Raw genomic sequence first — 20266 nt, forward strand, 5'->3', positions numbered from 1 at the left:
TTCCAAGGAAGTGAGGCACCCATGGGCCGGCGGGGAGTGTCCCACCAGGGTGTTCCACTTCTATAGGGAGTGGGACAACCGGAGCGGTCGGTACAACGTACCAAACGGGTCGCTGTTGCTAATGGGGTCGTCTACTGCGTAGGCGTAGCGGCTGGCGTTCATAGGGTCGGCTCGTTGGGTGAAGCTCGAATCAGACTGGGGGAGCGTTCAGGACCTGGATTTCTCTAGACTGCTCCTTTCGGCTGCGCCTGCCGGGGAAAAAGACCAGCGCGAAGATGAGCGCGAAGCCGATGGTGACGATGCCGAACTGCGGCAAGAGTCCGGATTCGAAGCCGATTCCTCCTACCGTGGCGATGGCCACGACCATCCCGAACTGACGGCTGGTGTTGAACATTCCCGAGGCCGCTCCACTGACTTCCCCCGGCGCTACGTGCATTGCCTGTGCACTCAGAGTGGATGCCAGCAGGCCGGAGGCGAACCCGACAAGAACCATGCCGATAACCAGAACAGTGGAAGGCTGCCCGCCGGAGGCTACGGCAGCCACAGCACCGAGACCTCCTGCGACCGTTGCGGCAGCGATGATCCGCAGCCGCCAGGCGGGTTGGCTGGCCCATACAGTCAGGTTGCCGCAGAGCCAGGCTATCGAGCAGGGCAGCACCAACATCCCGGCCCCCAATGGGCTGTCTGTCTGGAAGGTCGAGGCCCATAGGGTGAAAACGAGCAAAGACCCGTATGAACAGAACTGGTAGATGGCTCCCGCTGACGTGAGCCGGAGAAAGCTTCGGTCCTGCCACAATTGTTCTGGGATCATGGGTGTTGGTGCCCGCCGGTCCGCTGCAACCAGCCCGGCACCAAGGGCCACCACCAGTCCCCACCGCAGGACCAGGGCCCCGGTTGAGATCTGTTCGTGGGTCATCGAAATCAGCACCCAGGCGACGGAGAAAAGGAAACTCAGAAATAGCACCTGGCTGAGAACTGAGATACGTCGGGGTGTGTCGGCAGGCTTACTGTGACGGTTGTGAATGACCAGAAGGGCTATGGCGCAGACCGGCAGGTTCAACCAGAAAATGGATCGCCACGTCAGAGTCTCAGAGAGCACCCCGCCCAGCAATGGACCCAGAGCGATCGCACACCCGCCAACGACGCCCCATACCCCGACAGCGCGGGCCCGTCGGTTCCGGTCCGGTTCTGCGGCGGCGATGATCGCAAGCGTCATGGGGAGCATGAAGCTGGCAGCCGCCCCTTGCATCAGACGCATTCCAATCAGTACCGGGGTAGACCATGCCAGGGCACATCCGATGGAGCTGGTAAGGAAGGCCAGCATCGCCCAACGGTAGACACGGAAGGCACCAAACCGATCTCCGAGGACCCCTGACAGAAACAGGAAAGCACACAGCGGGATGGTGTAGCCGTCGAGAATCCACTGCAGGTCCGTGGTGCTGCCGCCAAGCTCCTCAACGATCTGCGGTACAGCAACATTGATTGCAGAGGCGTCGAAGGCGACCAAGAAGTTCCCAATGCTGACGGCAATCAGCAGGGGGATCGCCAGGCGTTGTGCCGCGGGAGGGGCCGTCATTGACGGGACCTGGCCTGTCGTTCGCGGGGCAGCTGTGACCGCAGAATGAACGAATGCGTCGGCGTTGGCACTCCTACCTCCTTGGCCCGGGCAACAATTGCCCCGTTTTGATCTTCCAGCTCTGAGGGCAGTCCTGCGGCAAGGTCACGCTGCATGGATGAGGTCGTCGATGGGTCGAAGCTATCTGTATAAACAGAAAAGACCTCTTCAATATCCTCAACAGAGAATTCCGCCCCGCAGGCACGAGCCACCGATGCGCACTCGGTGATGCCTTCCAAAACCATCGAGCGGGTTTCAGGATGGGCCCGGGTCACACCAACAGGCACACCGGACACGGCACCGACTCCGCCGTAGGAGGCGATGAGGGCGATTTTCTTCCACAGCGCCCGGTGAACGTCCTGGACAAGGGTGGCAGCCATCGGGGTGTCATTGAATGCGTCTACTACTTGCTCGGCGATTCCGGTGCCGGTGCCGACCGCATCGAAGAGCCCGACGCTGAGGTTCGCTTCTCCGCCAATAAGTTCAAGAGCCATCGGGCCCGTGCGCTTGACGATCACAACGCACGTTGTGGCGATCACAGGACTTTCGGGAAAGAGGCGTCGGGCAACTTCGGGCGCGTCTATGCCGTTTTGGAGAGTTACCAGGGCAGTTCTGTCACTGAGCCTGCCCTGAAGGCCCACCAGGGCTTTTTCGACCTGCCATGCCTTCGTGGCAATCAGCACAGCGTCCACCTCCAGCGGGGTGGTCAGCTCTGAAATGACGCTCACACCGGATACACGCTCCTGCTGGAATGCGCTGTCCAGCTGGATCCCGGTGTCCTCGGTGCTGGATCGGGATTTGAGGACCACATCGTGCCCTGCCTGGGCCAGACGTGCAGAAAAGTACAGTCCCATGGCTCCGGCACCGCAAATAAGTATCCTCATCGGCTCATCTTCTCATCGTGGTAGTCGAGCAGTTCCATGCCCAGCCTGCCGACATCGGGAAGCCTGACGATGGGGTTGTAGAAGTCCAGAATCTGCTCGTGCAGCTGGACGAAGACCTGCTGGCGGTTTTCGTACAGATCCTGCATCCGCGAGCTCAAAGTACTGTAGACGTCCGCGATCAGCTCTTCGGTGATACGTTCGGCCGGCACCCCGTTATCAATGAGGATCTGACGGATGTAGCTGGGAAATAATCCGATCTCGTTGATGAAGTACTCCACCTCACGACTTACACCAAGGTAGTCGGGGACGTTGACTATGCCGGCGTTCTCATTCAGTACAAGGAAACCGCTGACTGGTCGAAAGGGTGTGGGCGTCGTCAGGTAGGTTCGTTCAGACCAGCGGGCGGCGTCGATCAATCCATCGATGTCCAACGGCCCTGAATCCACAGTGATGTTGTTGTCGGCGAACACAGAGGCGATGGACTCAAGTTCGGCCAGGCCCGCCCTGTTACCGACACCGGCAACACCTCCTTCGATCATCTGGAAGCCATGGAAAATGCTGACCAGAGAGTTGGCGGTGCCGATGCCGCGGTCGTTGTGCCCATGGAGGTAGAACACAGTGTCCGGGTTGTCGGCAACAAGGTTCGCTGCAAGGACGGCGGTCGCGTCCGGGTAGAGGGTGCCTATGGAGTCATTGATCCGGATCAATGAAATGCCCTGTTGGCGGCAGCGTTCGATCTGGCTCATCAGGTGCGCGTACTTGTCCTCTTCGATGGTGTTGGAGAACGCGTTGAGCAGACTTGACCGTAAGGTGCCCACGCCGAGCGAGCGTACCCGCTCGGCTACCCGCTCGAAGAGATGATGGTGGGAGTCGATCTCGATCATGCCGATACTCACGTAAAGCCGCTCCAGCTGCCCGCGGGTCAGCGTGTCTTCCAGCGCCTGACACAGCGGTTCCCAGGTTTTGAGCGTGAGGTTGAAGGAAAAAGTAACGTCGGCCGGGATCTTGCCGGCGTCCTGGGCGCGCAACAACTGGTCAACAAAGATCGGTTCCAGAATCCCTGACCCGACATCGATGTCTTTTACTCCGGAGTTGGTGATCTTCATGACCAGCTCCAGTTTGTCAGCATTGCTTGCGCCAAAGGGTGCGCGTTCACCGCCTTCGCGGATTGTCTCATCGGAGATGGCCTTGATCGAAAAGTCGTTGTATCGGGGTCGGTGGGCTTTCGGAAACTGCAGCATGGTATCGCCTAACGCTCGATGGGAAGAGTGATCAGAGAAAAGGTGCAGGCCGTTGGAGGTCATCCAGTGTGATGAACCGGGTACGGCGGGTGCTGGCCACGGAGAGGGTCGCACCGCTGTGGAGTTTTACGGTTTTCAGGGTTACGCGTTGATTGGTATCGCTGAGATGAAGTTCGTTGGTAAGTTCCGGCGCGCCTGGCTGCCTGGCGTACCGCAGCAGGTCATTCAGGGTTCCTACGCCGGTTTTGACCAGTGCTTCAATCTGTGTCATGACCTCGGCAGAGGGCTCAGCCGACGCAGGCCGTGTATGTGGGATCAGGACATCTACGCCGATGCGTCCTGGTCCGACGGCGACGGCAACTGTCCCCTGGTGGTGGGACCAGGACACATCAAGGTTGCCGGGGTTGGGGATGCGCGGACGCCCGTGTCGGCCGCCGCAGACGGCGCAGTGCTGGTGTATTTCAAAAGCTGCAGCAGGGATGCCGTGCAGGTATCCCATCAGAAGCAAAGCAGCTCTCCGGACGGCTGTGAAGTCCTCGCGGTCCTGTGCCCTGGTAAGTCTGCGGCAGCGATCCGCGTCGGCCGCGGCAAGAGGCGGACCCTCGATATTCCGCAGCACGTCATTACTGAGTGCAATTGCGGTGAAGGCGTCCCCCAATGTCACCTTCACCGCCGTCACCGAATCATCTGGCTGCCGCCAGTGATTGGTGGGGTATCGACTGACCGAAAACATGCTCAAGGTCGTCAACACATTTCAGAAGGAACCCACGGGTGAGGCTTGACAAGTTGAAGGCTGGGTCTGATCCCAGCGCAACAGTGAGTTCCGGAGATCCGATAAAGGAACCGAAGGCAGGCGCTTCCGGCTGTGAAAAGCCTTCCAGCAGCGGCTGCACCGAAGCGCGCTTATCGTCCTTATCCAAGGCATTGAGAGCCACGGTGAACCTGGCAAACCAGTCAGCGTAGGGCCCGATCCGGGTCAGCGGTATCCCCATCTCGATGAGCCAGTCCACCATAGTGTCCAGGGACACGCCATCATCGAACGGGTTCACCAGGTGGTAGGTGGCAAAAGCCCTGTCCTGGCGTTCTCCTGCCAACGAGAGCGAAGAAATTGCCTTGGCAACAACATCGACAGGAAGTCCGTCGTAGTGGGCGCGGCCGCCTTCGTGGGTGTAGAAGGACGCAGGTGCAAGCCCTGTCCTGATCAGGCTGTACAACAGCCGCGTGAAGGTGTCGGGGACGTTGATCTGCCCCCGATACTTGGAATGGGCCAGGATCATGCTGGACCGGATGACGGTGACGGGCAGGTTGTATCTGTCGTGGGCGTCGCGCAGGAGGACTTCACCGGCCCACTTCGTCGCTGCATAGCCATCGACAATGCCGCCGGTTGTTTCAATCTCCGGGAGTGCCTGGCGGATGTCGGAGACCTCATCCAATGGGGCTGCAGGCCCGGTCAGGAGTGCCGTTGCAATGCTGGACATGAACGTCACAGGCTTCAGCGTCCCGGTCAGGGCCAGGCGGATGATGCCGGCGGTCCCGCTGACGTTGGAGGCAAAAAGCTCCCGGTACGGCAGAGCGTGGTTGACCATCGCTCCCGCGTGGATGATCCCACTAATACCGCGGCAGAGCTGTTCCCAAGCCGGATCATCGAGCCCCAGCCGGTATTCGGAGATGTCGCCGGCGATGACATCGAGATTTGAGCTGAGATGATCGAATTCAGCGAGCAGGGACTCAGTGGTGGAGAACGTTTTTCGTAACCGGGCCCAGGCCGCAGCATCGTCACTGGCCCGAATCAGGCAGGTTACCCGGTGGCGGGTACCGGCGAACTCACGCAGTTTTTGCAGACACAGAAAGCGGCCGAGGTAGCCGCTGGCACCGGTGATCAGGACTGATTCTGCAGCACCGGGCGTGGCCGGCCCACCCGGGGCAGGAATCTCATTTTCAAAGAACCGGGGGAGTATCAGGTCAGCTGCCTGGAGGCGGTTGGCCTCAGCACCGTGGATCTGCTCAAAAGACGCCGTGTCACGGCCGTCCGAGAGGCGTTTGGCGTCAATGTACCCAGCCAATTGGCCGATTGTGTAGGACTCGCTGGCAATGGTGTCCACCGGGACGCGGACGCTGTAAATCTGCTCGAGCAGCCGGGACAGATAGACGGCAGTGAGCGAGTCTCCGCCCAGGTCACGGAACTTTGCTGTTACTGCGATGTCTTCCACATCGCTTTGCAGGGACACAGCGATTGCCGTGCGCACAGTGGATTCAGTCTCATCGGCAGCGCCGTGGGCCACCAGCAAATCAAGAAGTTCATCCTGACCTGCCTTCATCTCCTGATACAGGGCGATGAGCCTGGGCCGGTACTTTTCGGTCAGGCGGGGCCGTACAGGCTTCCGGTGGTCCGAAAGCAGCCCGTTGGTTTCGCTGAAGGGCTCGAAATCCACGAGGACGGCGGCCGGGATCTCATAGGAGTTCAGGCCTTCCTCAGTGGCGGTGTTCCTGAGTTCGCGCAGAAGCCTCTTCTGGATGGCCGTCGCGTCGTCATTGAGTTCAGCACGCAGATCATCGGAAGGGACAACGACACCGACGATAGAGGACTGGTTGCTTTCCCCATAGAGAAACACCTGGCGGACGATGTCGCTTCCCGCGGTGTACTTGGCCTCCAATGATGGCAGCGCGACGAATTCCCCCTGGGAGAGTTTGATGATCGCGTTCTTGCGGTCGATGATCCGCACGTTGCCCTCGGGGTCGACCGCAGCAATGTCTCCGGTGCGGTAGTAACCGTCTTCGGTGAAGATTTCAGCATTGAGTTCAGGACGGTTGTAGTAGCCGGGGACCGTCGACGTGCTCTTGACGAGCAGCTCTCCACGGGCATCAGGCCGGTCAGAGGAAAAGTACCCTAGCTCCGGAACGTCCTGAAGCCGGTAGTCGATGACCGGGGGACGCAGGAACCGGCCATCGGCGAGGACGCCGCCGATCTCGGTCGTGCCATAAAGCTCGTGCAGCTCGATGCCGAGCAATGATTCCATGAAGCTCTTCAGCTCCGCCGACACCGGGGCGGAGGTGCAGCTGGCCCACTGGACCTTGCCGCCCAGGATGTTTTCATGCATGTCCGCCAGGACATCGGCAGCATCCGCATCGTGGAGCCGGCGCTGGTATTCCTGGTGCAGCAGTTCACACACCCTGGGAACCAGGGACAGCTCAGTTGGCCGGGCAAGGTTGAGGTCGTCAAAAAAGCTGGACAGGTTGGTCGTGGACGCAAAGCAGGTTAGGCCACCACGGGCCAAAGTGCTCCTGACCGACGAGTGGCCGGCGACGTGGCTCATCGGCATGTAGTGGAAGTTGACGATGTCGGCTGCTTCAGCGAAAAACTCAGACCAGCCTTCCCCGCCCCACATCTCAGCTACCAGTCGCTGGGTGTACATTGCACCCTTGGGCGTGCCGGTGCTGCCTGAGGTGTACAGCAGCATCGCGAGCGCATCATCAGAGCTGTTCTGTCCCGGGTCCGGTATGAACCCGTCGTCATCCAGGTCGATGTCCAGCGTCTCGGGGACCATCGGGATGTTCTTGGCCAGTGTTGCGACAGCGTCACGGTGCGCTGCCTCGCCGCCGCGGTAATCAAGGACAATGAACCGCTCGATGGACGGGTTTGCCGTAACCAGGAGTGTGGCACGTTCCAGCAGGGCGACCGTGACAGCCAGAAGCCGCGGAGTGGTTTCTGCGATGACTGCGTTCTGCTGCTCATAGGTGCCGCTGGTCTGCAGCGGAACAGTCGTGATACCAGTAAAATTTGAGGCGAAGTCAACGGTTGTGTAGTCAATACCGGCGTATCCCAGCATGGCGATGCATTCTCCGGGCGTGATCGGAGTGCAGTCGGAAGCACCACCTTGCAGCTGGCTTGCCACTGCTGTTACGCGCCTGCCCAGGGCACGGTAGGAGAGTGTCTCGTAGGAGTCCAGGACGCGGTTGTCCATGCGGTTGAGCTGGTCGTTGGTGACAGGGATGGGCCGGCGTTCGGCCAGTGCCGGGCGATCACCGAAGTGGGAGAAGGCAGATATCATTCTGCTCCGGAGACGCATGTTTCAGTGCTCCAACGAGTGCTGCAAGGGTGCGGAGCTGAGCCGGCTGGACGTGATGGAGCGCCTGTCGGGCACAGGCAGCGGATCCCGGAACCTGTTGGGCAGAACGTTCAGCCCGTCCCGTGATGCGTCATCGTTGGGCGTGTAGACCTCAAGACGATGATCCGGGGATTCGGGCTGCAGCCAGACCTGGTAGTCGACATCCAGGGTCCCGATGGTGGGGTGCGAGAGCAGCATGTTTCCCACGGTGCAGTCTGCGACGTCGCCCTCGGCCCAAAGGCTGGCGAACTCACTGCTCTTCATGGCCAGTTCGCCGATGAGTTCGGCGAGCCTGGCATCAGTGGGATACCGGCCCGAGGTCAACCGCAGGTACGCAACATGGATGCGTGCGAGTTCCTTCCAGTTGCTGTACAGGTCCCGGGTAAGCGGATCAAGGAAGAACAGCAGGGGAACCGAAGGCCGCCGGTTGATGTCCATCGGAGCCTCGAACGGCAGGTGCTCAAAGAGCAGTTCGTGGCCGGAATGGTTCCAGGCCAGGATGTCCCCGCGCCGTCCCAGGACAACAGCCGGGACAGTTTCATGCAGTGACTCAAAGAGCGATATCACCCTCCGGTGCGGCTTCTCCAGGGGATCGCGAACCATCCGCGACGACGACGACGTGGTATTGGCCAGGTTGTACATGTGGACACGCTCGGCGTCTTCAAGCCTCATGACGGTGGCAAGAGCATCCAGCACCTGCATGGACGCAGTCCGGGTCTGGTCCTGTTCAATTCTGGTGTAGTAGCCGACGCTCACGCCCGCCAGGCGTGCCAGCTCTTCACGACGGAGGCCGGGCACGCGCCGGGGTGCGTTACCGGGATCAAGACCGATCGAAGCGGGGTCTGTCTTGTTGCGCCGCGTCTTCAGGAAACTGCCGAGAGTGCCTTTCATAATTTCAGGCTAGTCGTGTGTGAAGCGCGTTTGGGTGGCCGAGGGTATCCCTGTTTGGTGCACCCAGTCGCAGGCAGCCGGCCTGCGTTCACAGACAGGGGTAACGTCGACCCCAGCCTGATCACTTAACCTCACCGGGGCGGGGTTGGTGCGGTCATCATGCTTGTACCGCAAGACCTGATTCTTGGGAGAGGCATGTACTCTTTGGCGCCGGGCTCTGCAGCAAAACCATGGCCGAACTCCTGCCCTGTGACACGACAATAAGCACCGCGGCAGAGTCCACTGGCGGGTACACCTGTTATGGGTACTCATAGCCGGTGTATCCATTGCTGCGAGTACCCAAGACTGTGGCCTTGTTGTACCCCTGCTGATCTCCAAGCATGAAGGACATGGATGTCATTCAGCAGAGCGGTAAACCTAAAACAGATTCAGCCCCACGCAGATCGTGGTGGGGCCTTATTGCCACCCTTGGCCCGGTCCTGGTGGTGGCCATGGACGGTTCGATCCTTTTCTTGGCCATGCCCAGCATCAATGAGGCCATCCGGCCCACCACAGATCAAAGCCTCTGGATCCTGGACATTTATGGTTTCGCAGTGGGCTCGCTGCTTATCACCTTCGGCAATCTTGGCGACAGGTTCGGCAGGAAAAAGCTCCTGCTCATCGGAGCCACAGTCTTCGGCATCGGATCCCTGTGCGGAGCACTGTCTCCGACCCCTGAACTGCTGATCGCTTCCAGGGCGCTGATGGGCCTGGGCGGCGCAACACTGTTGCCTTCCTGCCTGGCCGTCATCAGTGAGCTGTTCCAGAACCCGGCACAGCGTGCCCGGGCGATCGGTATTTTCGCCGCGACATTCGCTGCAGGGTTCGTTATCGGTCCCATCGTCGGCGGCCTGCTGCTGAACCACTTCTGGTGGGGCTCGGTCTTCCTCATCAACATCCCTGTCATCGTGCTGTTCCTGTGCCTTGCACCGGTTCTGTTGAAAGAAGTCCATGGCTCCCGTCCGGGAAAGATCGACCTGCTCAGCGTGGTTCTGTCCTCCATCGGCCTGTTGGTCGCAATCTACGGCGTCAAACACGCTGCCACCTACGGCATCGACGGCCTGAGCGCCGTAACGATCACAGCCGGCCTTGCGCTGACTGTTGTGTTCATCCGCCGTCAGAAGCGACTACAGCTTCCGTTGCTCGATACGGGCCTGTTCAAAGAGCACGTCTTCGCGGTGGCGATCCTGACCGGGTTGCTTTCACTGTTTGTATGGTCGGCGGCCGCGTACCTGAGCATGAACTACCTGCAGTCGGTGCTGGGCCTGTCCGTGTTGGACGCCGCACTCCTGGCCATCCCGGGCGCCATTGTCCTGACGCTCACGTGCGTACTGACACCGCGTCTGGTCGAACAGGTAGGTGTCCGGAAGGCCCTGCTGCTGTGTCACTTCTCCATGGGCCTGGGAATGCTGCTGCTGTTGTTCACCAACGACACCACAGGTGCGCTGTTCTACGTGGCCTCAACCATGGTGGCCGGCGTCGGTTTCGGTATCTCCTTCAGCCTTGTCGCCGATACCGCTGTCTCAGCCGTTCCGGAGTCACGGGCCGGATCCGCCGGTGCCATCGCCGAAACCAGCAACGAGATTGGCAACGCCCTCGGAATCGCCCTGCTGGGATCGCTGGCCACAGTGGTCTTCCGCGCGGTGTACCCCGGCGAAGAAAGCGGCATCGGTGAAGTCCTGGACCGCCACGGCGCCGGATCAGAAGCGTTCATGCAGGCACAGGAGGCTTTCCTCACCGGGTTCCATACGGTCGCGGCCGCGGCTGCAGTGATCTGCATCGGCCTGGGAATTCTCGCCATCCGTTGGCTTCCCAAGACTTCCGACTTCCAGCGCCAGCACCAAGACCAGGACCAGCACGTCTGAGCATCACAGCAGACTTCATTAGCAGCCTCGGCTCACCAAAACCTTATTGCCACTTTTTCACTGGAAAGAGACTCGAATGTCTAGCAACAACACTGCCCTGATCACGCCTGTCGAAGAAATACGCAACACCATAGCCGCGCTGCCGGCACAACAGCAACCGGACTGGGGTGGCGATGACAAACACAGTGAAGCCATAGCTTCCCTCGAAGAGTCGGCGCCGCTGGTGACGGAGGCTGAAATCCTTGATTTCCGGAGCAGGCTCCGGGAGGTAGCTGAGGGCGGGTCGATCATCCTGCAGGCCGGTGACTGTGCTGAACCTATGACCGATACCTCTCAGGATGTCGTGGAACAGAAAGTCCTCGCCCTGGACATCATGAGTCAGCTTCTCAGACACACCACGGGCCTGCCGGTGCTGCGTATCGGGCGTATTGCCGGGCAGTTCGCCAAGCCCCGTTCACAGACTCACGAAACAGTCAGCGGCTCACTGATCCCGACGTACCGCGGAGCGCTGGTGAATGACCCTTACCCTTCAGCCAGAGCGCGGGAACACGAGTCCGAGCGTCTGGTGAGGGCACGGGCGGCGGCGGAGCTGATCACCGGGCACCTCCGCTCAAGGAACGCCGAGAAGATCTGGACGAGCCACGAAGCGCTGGTGATGGATTACGAGCTTCCGCAGATCAGGCCCACCTCCAACGGACGGGTGATGCTGACATCAGCCCACACCGTGTGGATCGGGGCGCGGACAAACCAGATTGACCACGCCCATGTGGCATTGGCGGCTGCCGTCATCAACCCCGTTGGATGCAAAGTCGCGGCCACGACCACCCCGGAGGAACTGGTTGAACTGGTTGAAGCCATCAATCCCGAACGGAAATCCGACAAGCTGATGCTGATCGCCCGTATGGGCGCGGCCATCGATAAGCTCCCCGAGCTCATGGAGGCAGTAAAGCGCCAGGGACAGCCGGTTATCTGGCTGTGCGATCCGATGCATGCAAACACTGTTACCGCCGCCGACGGACGGAAGACACGTTACGTGGAGGACATCAGGCATGAGTTGGTCCGGTTCCAGGAGATTGCACAGGCCGCCGGTGTGATTGTCGGGGGAGTGCATCTGGAAACGACCATCGATGATGTCAGGGAATGCCTGGTCAATGAAGAGGAGACCCGGTATGGCGACGACCCATACACCACGCTCTGCGATCCGCGGCTGACCGTCCGGCAGGCACTGGATGTGCTGAAGCACTGGCAGATGGGGGCGTAGCCATGACCAACGTTCACTGGGATCAGGCACAGACGATCAGCTACGACACCCCTAGGCCCGACGAGTATCCCGAACCGGTGGTGCACTGGCAGGCGTCGGCTGCCACGTCGGTGCTGCTGGTCCATGACATGCAGCACTACTTCCTGCATCGTTTCGATGTTCAGGAACAGCCTGCCGCCGGCCTGGTCGATAACATCGAACGGGCCATCACGACGGCCAGGAGACTCGGGATACCGGTCATCTACACAGCGCAGCCCGGCAACATGACACCAGAGCAGCGCGGCCTCCTGAAGGATTTCTGGGGACCGGGAATGACGGTTGCACCCGAACACCGCCGTGTCGTTGACCGTCTCGCCCCGGAGCCCGGGGATCTTGTGCTGGATAAGTGGCGGTACTCGGCATTCGCGCGTTCAACGCTGGAAGAGCATCTGCGCGCGATCGACCGGAGCCAGCTGGTCATTTGCGGTATCTATGCCCACGTCGGAGTGTTGGCTACGGCTTTGGATTCCTACACCCGCGACATCGAGACCTTCGTCCTGGCAGATGCTGTGGCTGATTTTGACCGTAACCAGCATCTGAACACTCTTCACTACCTGGCCCGCACCTCTGCGCGGGTGGTACCTACTGAAACTGTCTTGAACGAATGGGAAAGCAACAATGAAAGCTGACCGTGACGATGCATTCGCGCTGATCATGCAGGACGGCGTTGTACACCGCTACGACGGCGATTCCGCCCTGTTTGATGACATTGAGCAGGCCCAGGGTGAGTCCGATGAGCTGATCCTTGCCCTGCCGTTCCGCCAGGCGCTGTGGGGGAACAGGCCCATGTCCGGCCCCGAGCGACTGGCCCGCCGGCATGTCTCCGCAATCCGGGTGCTGGGCCACAGGGAATGGAGCGTTGAGGAGTTCCTCCTGACCGGTGAAGCATTAGAGACCCGACTTCATGGCGGGGAATTCGATGTCAGCGATGAGGATTATGCAGAGCGGGTCCGGTCGGTGGTGGATCACGAAATCCGGGCCGGCCACGGTTCCAACTTCGTGCTGCACCGCACGTACCGCGGCCGGATTGCCTCCAGGGACGTGGAGACGGAGATGGCGATTTTCCGGTCCTTGCTCCGCGGCGAATCCGGAGCCTACTGGACGTTCCTGGTTCATTTCCCGGACCACACCCTGATCGGTGCCAGCCCGGAAGTACATCTAAAACGCGACACTGACGGATTGACCACCATGAATCCGATCTCGGGAACATACCGGTTCCCGAAGGGGGGTCCTGATGAAAGCTCCATGCGGACCTTCCTTCAGGACCCCAAGGAGCGCAATGAGCTGTACATGGTGGTTGATGAGGAACTGAAGATCATGTCGGACCTTTGTGATGACCGGCCGTGGATCTCAGAGCCGAACCTGCGCTTCATGTCCAACCTTGCGCATACGGAGTATTACATCCACGGATACAGCTCGCTGCCCTGGACGGCGGCACTGCGCGGATCCCTGGTAGCGCCGACTGTCCTCGGCAGCCCGCTTGAGTCAGCATTCCGCATGGCCCACCGCAACGACCTGAGTCCGCGGAGTTATCTGGGCGGGGTGCTGGCCCATGTGAGGGGTGGTGGGGACGGAAGCTTTGATTCAGCCATCCTTATCCGGACGGCGTGCATTGAAACCACCGGTGAAGTCTCGATTCCGATTGGCTCCACTATCGTCAGGGACTCGGACCCGGCGATGGAAGCAGCTGAAACAGTGGCAAAGGTTTCCGGAGTGCTGGCGGCGTTTTCCCGTCCGAACCAGAAAGCATTACGCTCCCTGGCGATCGAAATCCTGGAGGAGAGGGTTCACGACGTCGCCGGCTTCTGGGTCAGGGCCGGTGGCCGGCATGACGGTGCTGCTGGGAAGCTCAAAGCGGTAGTGGTCGATCATGAGGACCGCTTCACGGGAATGCTCGCAGCCCATCTGAAATCCTTGGGGCTGGAAGTCTCCGTGGTTACCGGAACTCCCACGCCTGAACAACTCGCAGGCATTGACCTGCTGGTGCTGGGGCCCGGTCCCGGTGATCCCAACGACGAGTCCGATCCCCGGATCAGCTCAGCCCGGAAACTGGCCCGGTGGGTGGTGGAAACACGGCAGATTCCCACTTTGGCTGTGTGCCTGTCCCACCAGCTGGTCAGCCGGGAACTCGGCTTCGAGGTCAGGCGCCTTCCCCAGCCCAATCAGGGAAGCCAGCGGAACATTTCACTGTTCGGAGAGGAAGTGCGGGTGGGCTTTTATAACTCGTTCAGTGCCTACGACACCGGGGAGCATAGCCCTGATGTGGAAGTGGCCCGGGACCCGGTGACGGAGGAGATTTATGCGCTCCGGACTCATGGGATCATCAGCCTGCAGTTTCATCCGGAATCCATTCTGAGCGTGGACGGGGCGGAGGTGTTACGCAGGTCGGTTGCAGCTCTCGTGAGTGACCTCGCTGCCGCTGCGTAACCAATAGGACGCGGTCAACCGGTCCGGATACACCGGATCCGCGTTTACTTTGGCGAGGAGGTTCCCGGTATATCCCGGGGCCTCCTCGCTTGTTCGCTGACGTCCAGCAGACGCCGCCCGTCCTTCGCCAAAGGATCCTTTGCCTGGGAGGGCACCTCGCCCTTCGGCGGCACGATCAATCGGGCCTCGGCCGCGAAGGCCGCACCCAAGGCCAGGAGAACCTACGGGAAACCAAACACGCCGGCATCCGGCTCTGACTGAGCTGCGTCTGCTGCCTTAGCGAAAGAACACTGATGGACAAGTACCTCGACTGGAAGAATCTGATCGGGCTGCCCGTTGAAATACGCCGACAGGGAGAAACGCTTGCGCGAGGTGTCGTCGAAGACGCCATGGCTGACTCCTCCATCCTGTGGCTGGCGCCATACGGAGCTCAACAGCGCACCATGTACGAAAAATCCCTAAAGCACGAAATGTGGGTTGATGTGAATATCGTTCCAAGGAAACGAGCTGGCCCGTCCTAACTTCGATTGTGAGCTGCCCCGGACTGTGCATCTCTACGGACCACCAAACCTCGTGATGAACGCATTATTGGCACTATCGAGGAACTTCGATCTAAAAGTCCCGGATTCAATCCAAAGGCCGGAACGGCGTGCGGCACCTGGTAGCCATCGAGATTGTGGAGAGCTAGCTGATTCAGGGAACTGAAAAGGTTTTCGAATGCACTAAGCCTGCCGGTTAGCGCTGGGCAGCGCCGGTTTCCAGCAGAGCAGGCCGAAACTGACGACCGCTCCTGACCAACCACCTGCGGGGGCGGGGCAGGAGGAGTCAGTGGCCCTGGCTGAGCGCATCATTCAACCGCCAGGTGAGCCCGGAGCGCCTGAGGCGTCAATGAGTCCCTGGAGTGACCTTCGCGTGCTGAGAAGCGAGGCAATTCGAGCGTCATAGTCGTTGAGGTGCTCCTCAAGGACGGGTACAGCGCAGGGGGCCAGGCGGCCAGGTTCATAGATGCAGTCCATCAGGTCACGGATGACGCGGATGGGTAGCCCAACTCCAAGCAGCTCACGGATGTGCAGGACCTGTTCAACGGCGCTGGTTTCGAACAGTCTCTGCCCGGTCGATGACCGGTGCCCCGGAAGAATGCCTTGATTTTCGTAATAGCGCAGCAGCCTGGCACTGACCCCGGTACGTGCTGAGAGCTCTCCCACCCGGAGCAAACCCTCGGCGCTTGCAGTTGTCACTAGTGTCAACTCCTACGTTGTATGCATGATCTCCAAAACGTACTTCAACGGTAAGCCTGCCAGCATTGACGACCTTGCCCCGCTGGCGTTCGCGGGGTACGCGCACTTCACAGCCATGCAGGTGCGCAATCGGGCAGTCCCTGGACTTGATCTCCACCTCGACCGTCTGCGCACCGCCAGTGAAGAGCTCTTCGGACGGTACCTGCCAGACGAGCACATCCGCGAGCTCCTTTCGTCCGCCGTCAGGTCCACGCCGCCCGACGTCTCATTGACTGTCTTTGTCAGTTCACGGCCTGGGGAGTTCATGCGAAGTCAGGGGAAGGCGGAGCTCGACGTGCTCATGAAAGTCACGGACCCCGTCACGCCGTCCACAGGACCACTATCCCTTGATGTCGTGTCTCATTCACGACACCTTCCGCACGTCAAGCATGTAGGGGAAGTAGCAAAGACCCAGTTTCTTCGCTACGCCAATCAGCGCGGCTTCGACGACGCCATGTTCGCAGATGCCTCTGGCTACCTCAGCGAAGTAACGACATGGAACATTGCGTTCTGGGACGGGCGATCAGTGATCTGGCCTCAAGCTGAGGTGCTGCCCGGGATCACCATGCAGATCCTGAAGCGCCAATTGTCCGCCCGCACCGTTGAGCAAGTCACCCGCCCGATCCGTACAGCGGACCTAAGCGAAGGACTTGCTGCCGCGGTGATGAATTCGTGGAGTCCGGGCATCCCTATTGAACGCGTCGCTGACCATAAGCTTGCCGAGGCCCGTGAGCTGACTGACCTCCTGCACGAGGCGTATGCATCGGAGCCGCCCGTCAGCCTTGAGTAGCCGTGATGGAATGGGCCAATGATCCGACTTGCTGAGAGCGATGATTTGGAGCACCTCCGGGACATCGAGGTCGCGGCGGGGGAGATGTTCCGTGCCCTTGGGATGGATCCGATAGCTGACGACGATCCGCCCGCCTTGAGCGTGCTTCGGTCCTATGCCAGTGCAGGACACGCTTGGGTTACTGAAGGCAGTGCAGGCCAGCCCGTTGCCTATCTCCTTGCCGGCGTCATGGAGCGCGACGTGCACATCGAGCAGGTGACGGTGCTCCCCTCATCTGCCAGGCAGGGCATTGGCCGGGGCCTCATTGAAAATCTTGAGCAGTGGGCAAGGAATTCCGGCGCCCGACGGCTGACGTTGACCACTTTCAGGTTCGTTCCCTGGAATGCCCCGTACTACGCGCGGCTTGGTTTCAGTGAGGTTCCGGAAGCGCATTGGACGGACGAAATCCGGCGGCTTGTTGCTGCCGAGATTGCCCACGGGCTGCATGCCTGGCCACGGCTGGTTATGGCCAAGGAGCTGCCGCCCGCTTCCCTGCCTCAGCTGCCGCGGTAGCTGGAGAACGAGAACGGGCTGAGCAGCAGTGGTACGTGGTAGTGCGCTTCCTCGGCCCGGACGGAGAAGGTCAGCACCACCTCCGGGAAGAAGGTTTCTGTTCCGAGCGACTCAAAGTACGACGCCGTCTGGAACTCCAGGCGGTATGTGCCGGTTTCAAGCGCTTCCGGGCCGAGGTCCTTAACCCGGCCGTCGGTGTCGGTGACCGATTTGCCGATGGTCTCCCAGCAGGCTGAATTCCTGGCCAGCAGGGCCACGGGGACACCTGTTGCGGGCTTCCCGGTGGTGGTATCCAGGATGTGGGTGGTGATGAATGAAACGCTCATTCGCTGATAACTCCTTCTAACCGGAGCAGGGCAATCTGCCGTAGCTGCTCCTGGATAATGGGTTCTTCCTCGGCGGGCGTGTGCCCCAGCCGTTCCTGCAGGGCCTCCAGAATTTCAGGCTTGCTGCGTCCGGCCGCGCGGATCAGGAAAACCTGCCCGAACTTCTTTTCGTACTCAGCATTGCCGGCAGCGAGGGCGGCCATGGTTTCGGCGCTCGCCTCGCCCAGGCTCTGCTGTTCCTTCTGGGAGAACCTGGCTTCGGTGCTGTTGCCGGCTGCTTTCTCGCCGATGCGGGGGTGGTGGGCCAGTGCTGATTCGACCTCGTCAGGCGTGAAGGGCCGGGCGGCATCTGCAGCGGCCGACCTGAGCTCAGCCACAGTGCCAAACGGCCGGGCGTCCACCACCTCGTGTATCCAACGCTGGATATCGAGGCAGGGCCGCAGGACGGATTCCGCGGCGGCGCGGTCGGCCTGATTGAATTCGGCGAGCAACATCGGGCACCCTTCTTCGGGACATCTCCAGCAGAGTATTTCATATAGCGGAATTAAAATTCCGAATAACGTAATGTTACTGGACTCGGTGTGTCCTGCGTCAACTGCGGCCACGATGCGGTCCATCGTAGACTGGCGGGATGCGGTTGGTAGCGAGTGACATGGACGGAACGATTCTGGGGCACGACGGCAGAATCAGCAGCCGAACCATTCGTGCCTTCCATGCTTGCCGGAGGGCGGGTATCCAGCTGGTGTTCGTCACCGGCCGGCCGCCGCGCTGGCTCAAGCCGCTCGAGGAACAAATGGGGCATACCGGTACCGTCATCTGCTCCAATGGGGCGGTGGTGTGGGACTTCGACGCGGAGCGCGTCATCTCGGCGGAGCTGATGGCCCTGGACGATGTCATGGAGATACGCCGCGTCATCAAGACACTTCACCCGTCAGCCCTGTTCGCAGCCGAAACCCTGACCGGCTTCCACCTGGAGCCCGGCTTCATCGAAAACGATTCCAGTGAGCTGCTGGCCCAGTTCACCCCGGCACCCCTGGCCCAGACCCTTACTGCCGATGACGGCGTCGTGAAGTTCCTGGCGGTGGTCCGGGAGGGCAGCGCGGATGACTTCCTCGCGGAAGTGGCTCCCGCCGTCGGGCATCTGGCCGCCGTGACGCATTCGGCGCCAAACGTGGCCATGCTCGAGATCTGTGTGTCCGGCGTCAATAAGGCCGTTGCCCTGGCCAAGTATGCCCAATCCCTGGGCATCGACGCCGCTGACGTGGTGGCGTTCGGGGACATGCCCAACGATATCGAGATGCTCCGCTGGGCCGGCCACGGATATGCCATGGCCAGCGGGCACCCTGAAGCCATCCGGGCGGCAGGGCAGCTGGCGCCCGCTTTTGACGACGACGGTGTGGCCCAGGTCCTTGAGGCCAGGCTCGCGGCGCTTGGCATCTCCTCCGTTCATAACTGACACCTGGGTATCACCTCGCGTTCACCTGAGGGGTTTACGGTAAAGCTCAGTTCATGAGGCGACGACGAAGATTCTGGGGAAATCATGGGACGCAAAACAAGCCGTAAACTGCTGGACGCACCAGAGCACCTGGCCCAGCCGGCCTCGCACTGGAAGAACCTCCGGCCGGGCGACCGCGTCAAGGTCCGCCTCGCTCCCGGGTTTGAAACCGGCGGCCTGGTCGAAGACATGACGCCGGACCACAGCACCGTCTGGGTCCACCTGGATGAGGGCCGCGGACGCACCCTGCTGCACTGCAGCGACGGCGTGGACATTCTGCCGCACGGCTGACCTGCGCGGAGTACGCTTCAGAATGTGATTGATCCGCTGCCGTTCTTCCTCCCGCCGGGAACCATTGCCATGGCGCATCGTGGGTTTTCGCAGGAGGGACTGGAGAATTCGCTGGGCGCGTTCCGTGCCGCCGTCGCACTCGGGTATCAGTACCTTGAAGCGGATGTCCACACCACGTCCGACGGCGTGGTTCTGCTTTTCCACGACAGTACCCTTGACCGTGTCACCGGTACGTCCGGAAAGATCGCGGAACTGTCCAGCGCTGAAGTGGGCAAGGCCAGGATTGGCGGCCGTGAGCCGGTGCCCACACTCGTCCAGCTGGCGGCGGAGTTTCCCGACGTAAAGCTGAATCTGGACGTCAAGGACTGGAATTCAGTCGGGCCGCTGGCGCAGGCGATTGAGGAACTAGGTTTGCATGACCGCGTCCTGGTGGCCAGTTTTTCGGACCGCCGACGCCGGGCCGTCCTGCGGCGGCTCGGCAGTCCGGTGGCTTCGTCCGCCGGGGTGGTGACGAATGCCGTGTTTGTGCTTCTGGGGCCGCTGCTTCCGGCGGGCTTGAGGCGCCCGCTCATGTCACGGTTGCTGCGCAATGTCCATGCGCTGCAGGTGCCCGTGCGGCAGTGGTTTGTGCCGGTGGTTACCGCCGGTATGGTTCGCCGCGCGCACGAAGCCGGCCAGCAGGTCCACGTCTGGACCGTCAACGATCCGGCGGAAATGCGCCGTCTCCTGGACCTGGGCGTGGACGGGCTGGTCACGGACCGGGCGGACCTGCTCCGGAATGTGCTGCGGGAGCGCGGTGAGTGGGCTCGCGCCTAGCCGGGACTATTCGCCGTCGTTATGCAGTGACCCCGGGGCCGAAGTGTCCGGTTCGCCTTCCTGCTGCCGCTCCTTGTCCATCGCGTTGGAGCCTTCGCTGAGCGAGGAGTGAACTTCGACGTCGTCGTTCGGGTCTGCCGGGTCCGGGACGGTTCCTTCCTTTCCGGCTTTGTCCCCGCTCTTTGATGCCTCCTCCGCCGGGGTGGAGGTTCCGGCCAGGTCCTCCATCGCGTTTTCGGCGGCCTTGCCGATGCTGTCTCCGATTCCCATTTGCGTACTCCTTCTCGTAAGGGTGCGACTGTCCCGCTACCCGGGGCGGCCAACACCAGAATAATCAGCAGGCTTACGATT

20 protein-coding genes are annotated in these 20266 nt (G+C 60.9%); 10 read left to right on the plus strand and 10 right to left on the minus strand.

Annotation, left to right across the window (positions count from 1 at the left end; all coding sequences use genetic code 11):
• Nucleotides 1-190 precede the first annotated feature (190 nt).
• The 6 genes from ACWA13_RS01160 to ACWA13_RS01185 are packed head-to-tail and all read right to left on the minus strand — an operon-like array spanning nucleotide 191 to nucleotide 8737.
• On the minus strand, nucleotides 191-1576 hold the full coding sequence (locus tag ACWA13_RS01160) for an MFS transporter (RefSeq protein WP_463936196.1): 1386 nt from the start codon (nucleotides 1574-1576) through the stop codon (nucleotides 191-193).
• Nucleotides 1573-2499: a ketopantoate reductase family protein gene (locus ACWA13_RS01165; protein WP_463936197.1), complete on the minus strand. Its 927-nt coding sequence runs from the start codon at nucleotides 2497-2499 to the stop codon at nucleotides 1573-1575. The genes ACWA13_RS01160 and ACWA13_RS01165 overlap by 4 nt, the downstream gene beginning before the upstream one ends.
• Nucleotides 2496-3740 (minus strand): beta/alpha barrel domain-containing protein, encoded by a 1245-nt coding sequence (locus tag ACWA13_RS01170; RefSeq protein WP_463936198.1) that lies wholly within the window; start codon nucleotides 3738-3740, stop codon nucleotides 2496-2498. The genes ACWA13_RS01165 and ACWA13_RS01170 overlap by 4 nt, the downstream gene beginning before the upstream one ends.
• 31 nt (nucleotides 3741-3771) lie before the next feature.
• On the minus strand, nucleotides 3772-4404 hold the full coding sequence (locus ACWA13_RS01175) for a 4'-phosphopantetheinyl transferase family protein (protein ID WP_463936199.1): 633 nt from the start codon (nucleotides 4402-4404) through the stop codon (nucleotides 3772-3774).
• Between the two features lie 19 nt (nucleotides 4405-4423).
• The gene (locus tag ACWA13_RS01180; protein WP_463936201.1) at nucleotides 4424-7789 is read right to left on the minus strand and encodes a thioester reductase domain-containing protein; all 3366 of its coding nucleotides are present in this window, start codon (nucleotides 7787-7789) and stop codon (nucleotides 4424-4426) included.
• A 21-nt stretch (nucleotides 7790-7810) separates the two neighbouring features.
• The gene (locus ACWA13_RS01185; protein ID WP_463936203.1) at nucleotides 7811-8737 is read right to left on the minus strand and encodes a helix-turn-helix transcriptional regulator; all 927 of its coding nucleotides are present in this window, start codon (nucleotides 8735-8737) and stop codon (nucleotides 7811-7813) included.
• Nucleotides 8738-9126: 389 nt separating this feature from the next.
• On the opposite strand from ACWA13_RS01185, the gene ACWA13_RS01190 reads away from it, so the two are divergent.
• From ACWA13_RS01190 to ACWA13_RS01210, 5 genes are all read left to right on the plus strand, one after another.
• On the plus strand, nucleotides 9127-10641 hold the full coding sequence (locus tag ACWA13_RS01190) for an MFS transporter (RefSeq protein ID WP_463936204.1): 1515 nt from the start codon (nucleotides 9127-9129) through the stop codon (nucleotides 10639-10641).
• A 76-nt stretch (nucleotides 10642-10717) separates the two neighbouring features.
• Nucleotides 10718-11902 carry a 3-deoxy-7-phosphoheptulonate synthase gene (locus tag ACWA13_RS01195; RefSeq protein ID WP_463936206.1) on the plus strand — a complete coding sequence of 395 codons (1185 nt, stop codon included), beginning with the start codon at nucleotides 10718-10720 and terminating at the stop codon, nucleotides 11900-11902.
• Nucleotides 11903-11904: 2 nt separating this feature from the next.
• Nucleotides 11905-12570: an isochorismatase family protein gene (locus ACWA13_RS01200; RefSeq protein WP_463936207.1), complete on the plus strand. Its 666-nt coding sequence runs from the start codon at nucleotides 11905-11907 to the stop codon at nucleotides 12568-12570.
• Nucleotides 12560-14368, plus strand: coding sequence for an anthranilate synthase family protein (locus ACWA13_RS01205; protein ID WP_463936209.1), 1809 nt, complete (start codon nucleotides 12560-12562; stop codon nucleotides 14366-14368). The genes ACWA13_RS01200 and ACWA13_RS01205 overlap by 11 nt, the downstream gene beginning before the upstream one ends.
• Nucleotides 14369-14661: 293 nt before the next feature.
• Nucleotides 14662-14889, plus strand: a complete 228-nt coding sequence (locus ACWA13_RS01210; protein ID WP_463936211.1) for a hypothetical protein — start codon at nucleotides 14662-14664, stop codon at nucleotides 14887-14889.
• Between the two features lie 330 nt (nucleotides 14890-15219).
• Here the strand turns inward: ACWA13_RS01210 and ACWA13_RS01215 are convergent, their stop codons facing one another.
• Nucleotides 15220-15606 carry a MerR family transcriptional regulator gene (locus tag ACWA13_RS01215; protein WP_463936212.1) on the minus strand — a complete coding sequence of 129 codons (387 nt, stop codon included), beginning with the start codon at nucleotides 15604-15606 and terminating at the stop codon, nucleotides 15220-15222.
• A gap of 25 nt (nucleotides 15607-15631) precedes the next feature.
• On the opposite strand from ACWA13_RS01215, the gene ACWA13_RS01220 reads away from it, so the two are divergent.
• On the plus strand, nucleotides 15632-16435 hold the full coding sequence (locus ACWA13_RS01220; protein WP_463936214.1) for an aminotransferase class IV family protein: 804 nt from the start codon (nucleotides 15632-15634) through the stop codon (nucleotides 16433-16435).
• 18 nt (nucleotides 16436-16453) lie between these two features.
• Entirely contained in the window at nucleotides 16454-16987 is a 534-nt protein-coding gene (locus ACWA13_RS01225; RefSeq protein ID WP_463936216.1) for a GNAT family N-acetyltransferase, read from the plus strand.
• Here ACWA13_RS01225 and uraH read toward each other — a convergent pair.
• Together uraH and uraD are read right to left on the minus strand one after the other, a co-directional pair.
• Nucleotides 16972-17313 (minus strand): hydroxyisourate hydrolase, encoded by a 342-nt coding sequence (uraH, locus tag ACWA13_RS01230; RefSeq protein WP_463936217.1) that lies wholly within the window; start codon nucleotides 17311-17313, stop codon nucleotides 16972-16974. The two genes, ACWA13_RS01225 and uraH, sit on opposite strands and share 16 nt — an antisense overlap.
• A complete protein-coding gene (gene uraD, locus ACWA13_RS01235) occupies nucleotides 17310-17807 on the minus strand; it encodes a 2-oxo-4-hydroxy-4-carboxy-5-ureidoimidazoline decarboxylase (RefSeq protein ID WP_463936218.1) in 498 nt (165 codons plus the stop codon). The genes uraH and uraD overlap by 4 nt, the downstream gene beginning before the upstream one ends.
• Before the next feature lie 137 nt (nucleotides 17808-17944).
• On the opposite strand from uraD, the gene ACWA13_RS01240 reads away from it, so the two are divergent.
• The 3 genes from ACWA13_RS01240 (at nucleotide 17945) to ACWA13_RS01250 (ending at nucleotide 19915) form a co-directional block, all read left to right on the plus strand.
• Complete coding sequence (locus ACWA13_RS01240; RefSeq protein ID WP_463936219.1) at nucleotides 17945-18769, plus strand: Cof-type HAD-IIB family hydrolase; 825 nt, start codon at nucleotides 17945-17947, stop codon at nucleotides 18767-18769.
• 84 nt (nucleotides 18770-18853) lie between these two features.
• Nucleotides 18854-19099, plus strand: a complete 246-nt coding sequence (locus ACWA13_RS01245; protein ID WP_463936221.1) for a hypothetical protein — start codon at nucleotides 18854-18856, stop codon at nucleotides 19097-19099.
• A 69-nt stretch (nucleotides 19100-19168) separates the two neighbouring features.
• Entirely contained in the window at nucleotides 19169-19915 is a 747-nt protein-coding gene (locus ACWA13_RS01250; RefSeq protein ID WP_463937984.1) for a glycerophosphodiester phosphodiesterase, read from the plus strand.
• Nucleotides 19916-19921: 6 nt separating this feature from the next.
• On the opposite strand, the gene ACWA13_RS01255 is transcribed toward ACWA13_RS01250, so the two are convergent.
• On the minus strand, nucleotides 19922-20185 hold the full coding sequence (locus tag ACWA13_RS01255) for a hypothetical protein (RefSeq protein ID WP_463936222.1): 264 nt from the start codon (nucleotides 20183-20185) through the stop codon (nucleotides 19922-19924).
• Between the last annotated feature and the right edge of the window lie 81 nt (nucleotides 20186-20266).

It is taken from the genome of Pseudarthrobacter sp. TRD_SC_9, from assembly GCF_055361265.1.

Coding starts and splice junctions, on each gene's coding strand:
- uraH (WP_463936217.1), bottom strand. CDS start 17,313: ATGAGCGTTTCATTCATCACCACCCACATCCTGGATACCACCACCGGG.
- ACWA13_RS01160 (WP_463936196.1), bottom strand. CDS start 1,576: ATGACGGCCCCTCCCGCGGCACAACGCCTGGCGATCCCCCTGCTGATT.
- uraD (WP_463936218.1), bottom strand. CDS start 17,807: ATGTTGCTCGCCGAATTCAATCAGGCCGACCGCGCCGCCGCGGAATCC.
- ACWA13_RS01185 (WP_463936203.1), bottom strand. CDS start 8,737: ATGAAAGGCACTCTCGGCAGTTTCCTGAAGACGCGGCGCAACAAGACA.
- ACWA13_RS01220 (WP_463936214.1), top strand. CDS start 15,632: ATGATCTCCAAAACGTACTTCAACGGTAAGCCTGCCAGCATTGACGAC.
- ACWA13_RS01245 (WP_463936221.1), top strand. CDS start 18,854: ATGGGACGCAAAACAAGCCGTAAACTGCTGGACGCACCAGAGCACCTG.
- ACWA13_RS01190 (WP_463936204.1), top strand. CDS start 9,127: ATGGATGTCATTCAGCAGAGCGGTAAACCTAAAACAGATTCAGCCCCA.
- ACWA13_RS01225 (WP_463936216.1), top strand. CDS start 16,454: ATGATCCGACTTGCTGAGAGCGATGATTTGGAGCACCTCCGGGACATC.
- ACWA13_RS01170 (WP_463936198.1), bottom strand. CDS start 3,740: ATGCTGCAGTTTCCGAAAGCCCACCGACCCCGATACAACGACTTTTCG.
- ACWA13_RS01250 (WP_463937984.1), top strand. CDS start 19,169: ATGGCGCATCGTGGGTTTTCGCAGGAGGGACTGGAGAATTCGCTGGGC.
- ACWA13_RS01200 (WP_463936207.1), top strand. CDS start 11,905: ATGACCAACGTTCACTGGGATCAGGCACAGACGATCAGCTACGACACC.
- ACWA13_RS01210 (WP_463936211.1), top strand. CDS start 14,662: ATGGACAAGTACCTCGACTGGAAGAATCTGATCGGGCTGCCCGTTGAA.
- ACWA13_RS01180 (WP_463936201.1), bottom strand. CDS start 7,789: ATGATATCTGCCTTCTCCCACTTCGGTGATCGCCCGGCACTGGCCGAA.
- ACWA13_RS01205 (WP_463936209.1), top strand. CDS start 12,560: ATGAAAGCTGACCGTGACGATGCATTCGCGCTGATCATGCAGGACGGC.
- ACWA13_RS01240 (WP_463936219.1), top strand. CDS start 17,945: ATGCGGTTGGTAGCGAGTGACATGGACGGAACGATTCTGGGGCACGAC.
- ACWA13_RS01255 (WP_463936222.1), bottom strand. CDS start 20,185: ATGGGAATCGGAGACAGCATCGGCAAGGCCGCCGAAAACGCGATGGAG.
- ACWA13_RS01195 (WP_463936206.1), top strand. CDS start 10,718: ATGTCTAGCAACAACACTGCCCTGATCACGCCTGTCGAAGAAATACGC.
- ACWA13_RS01165 (WP_463936197.1), bottom strand. CDS start 2,499: ATGAGGATACTTATTTGCGGTGCCGGAGCCATGGGACTGTACTTTTCT.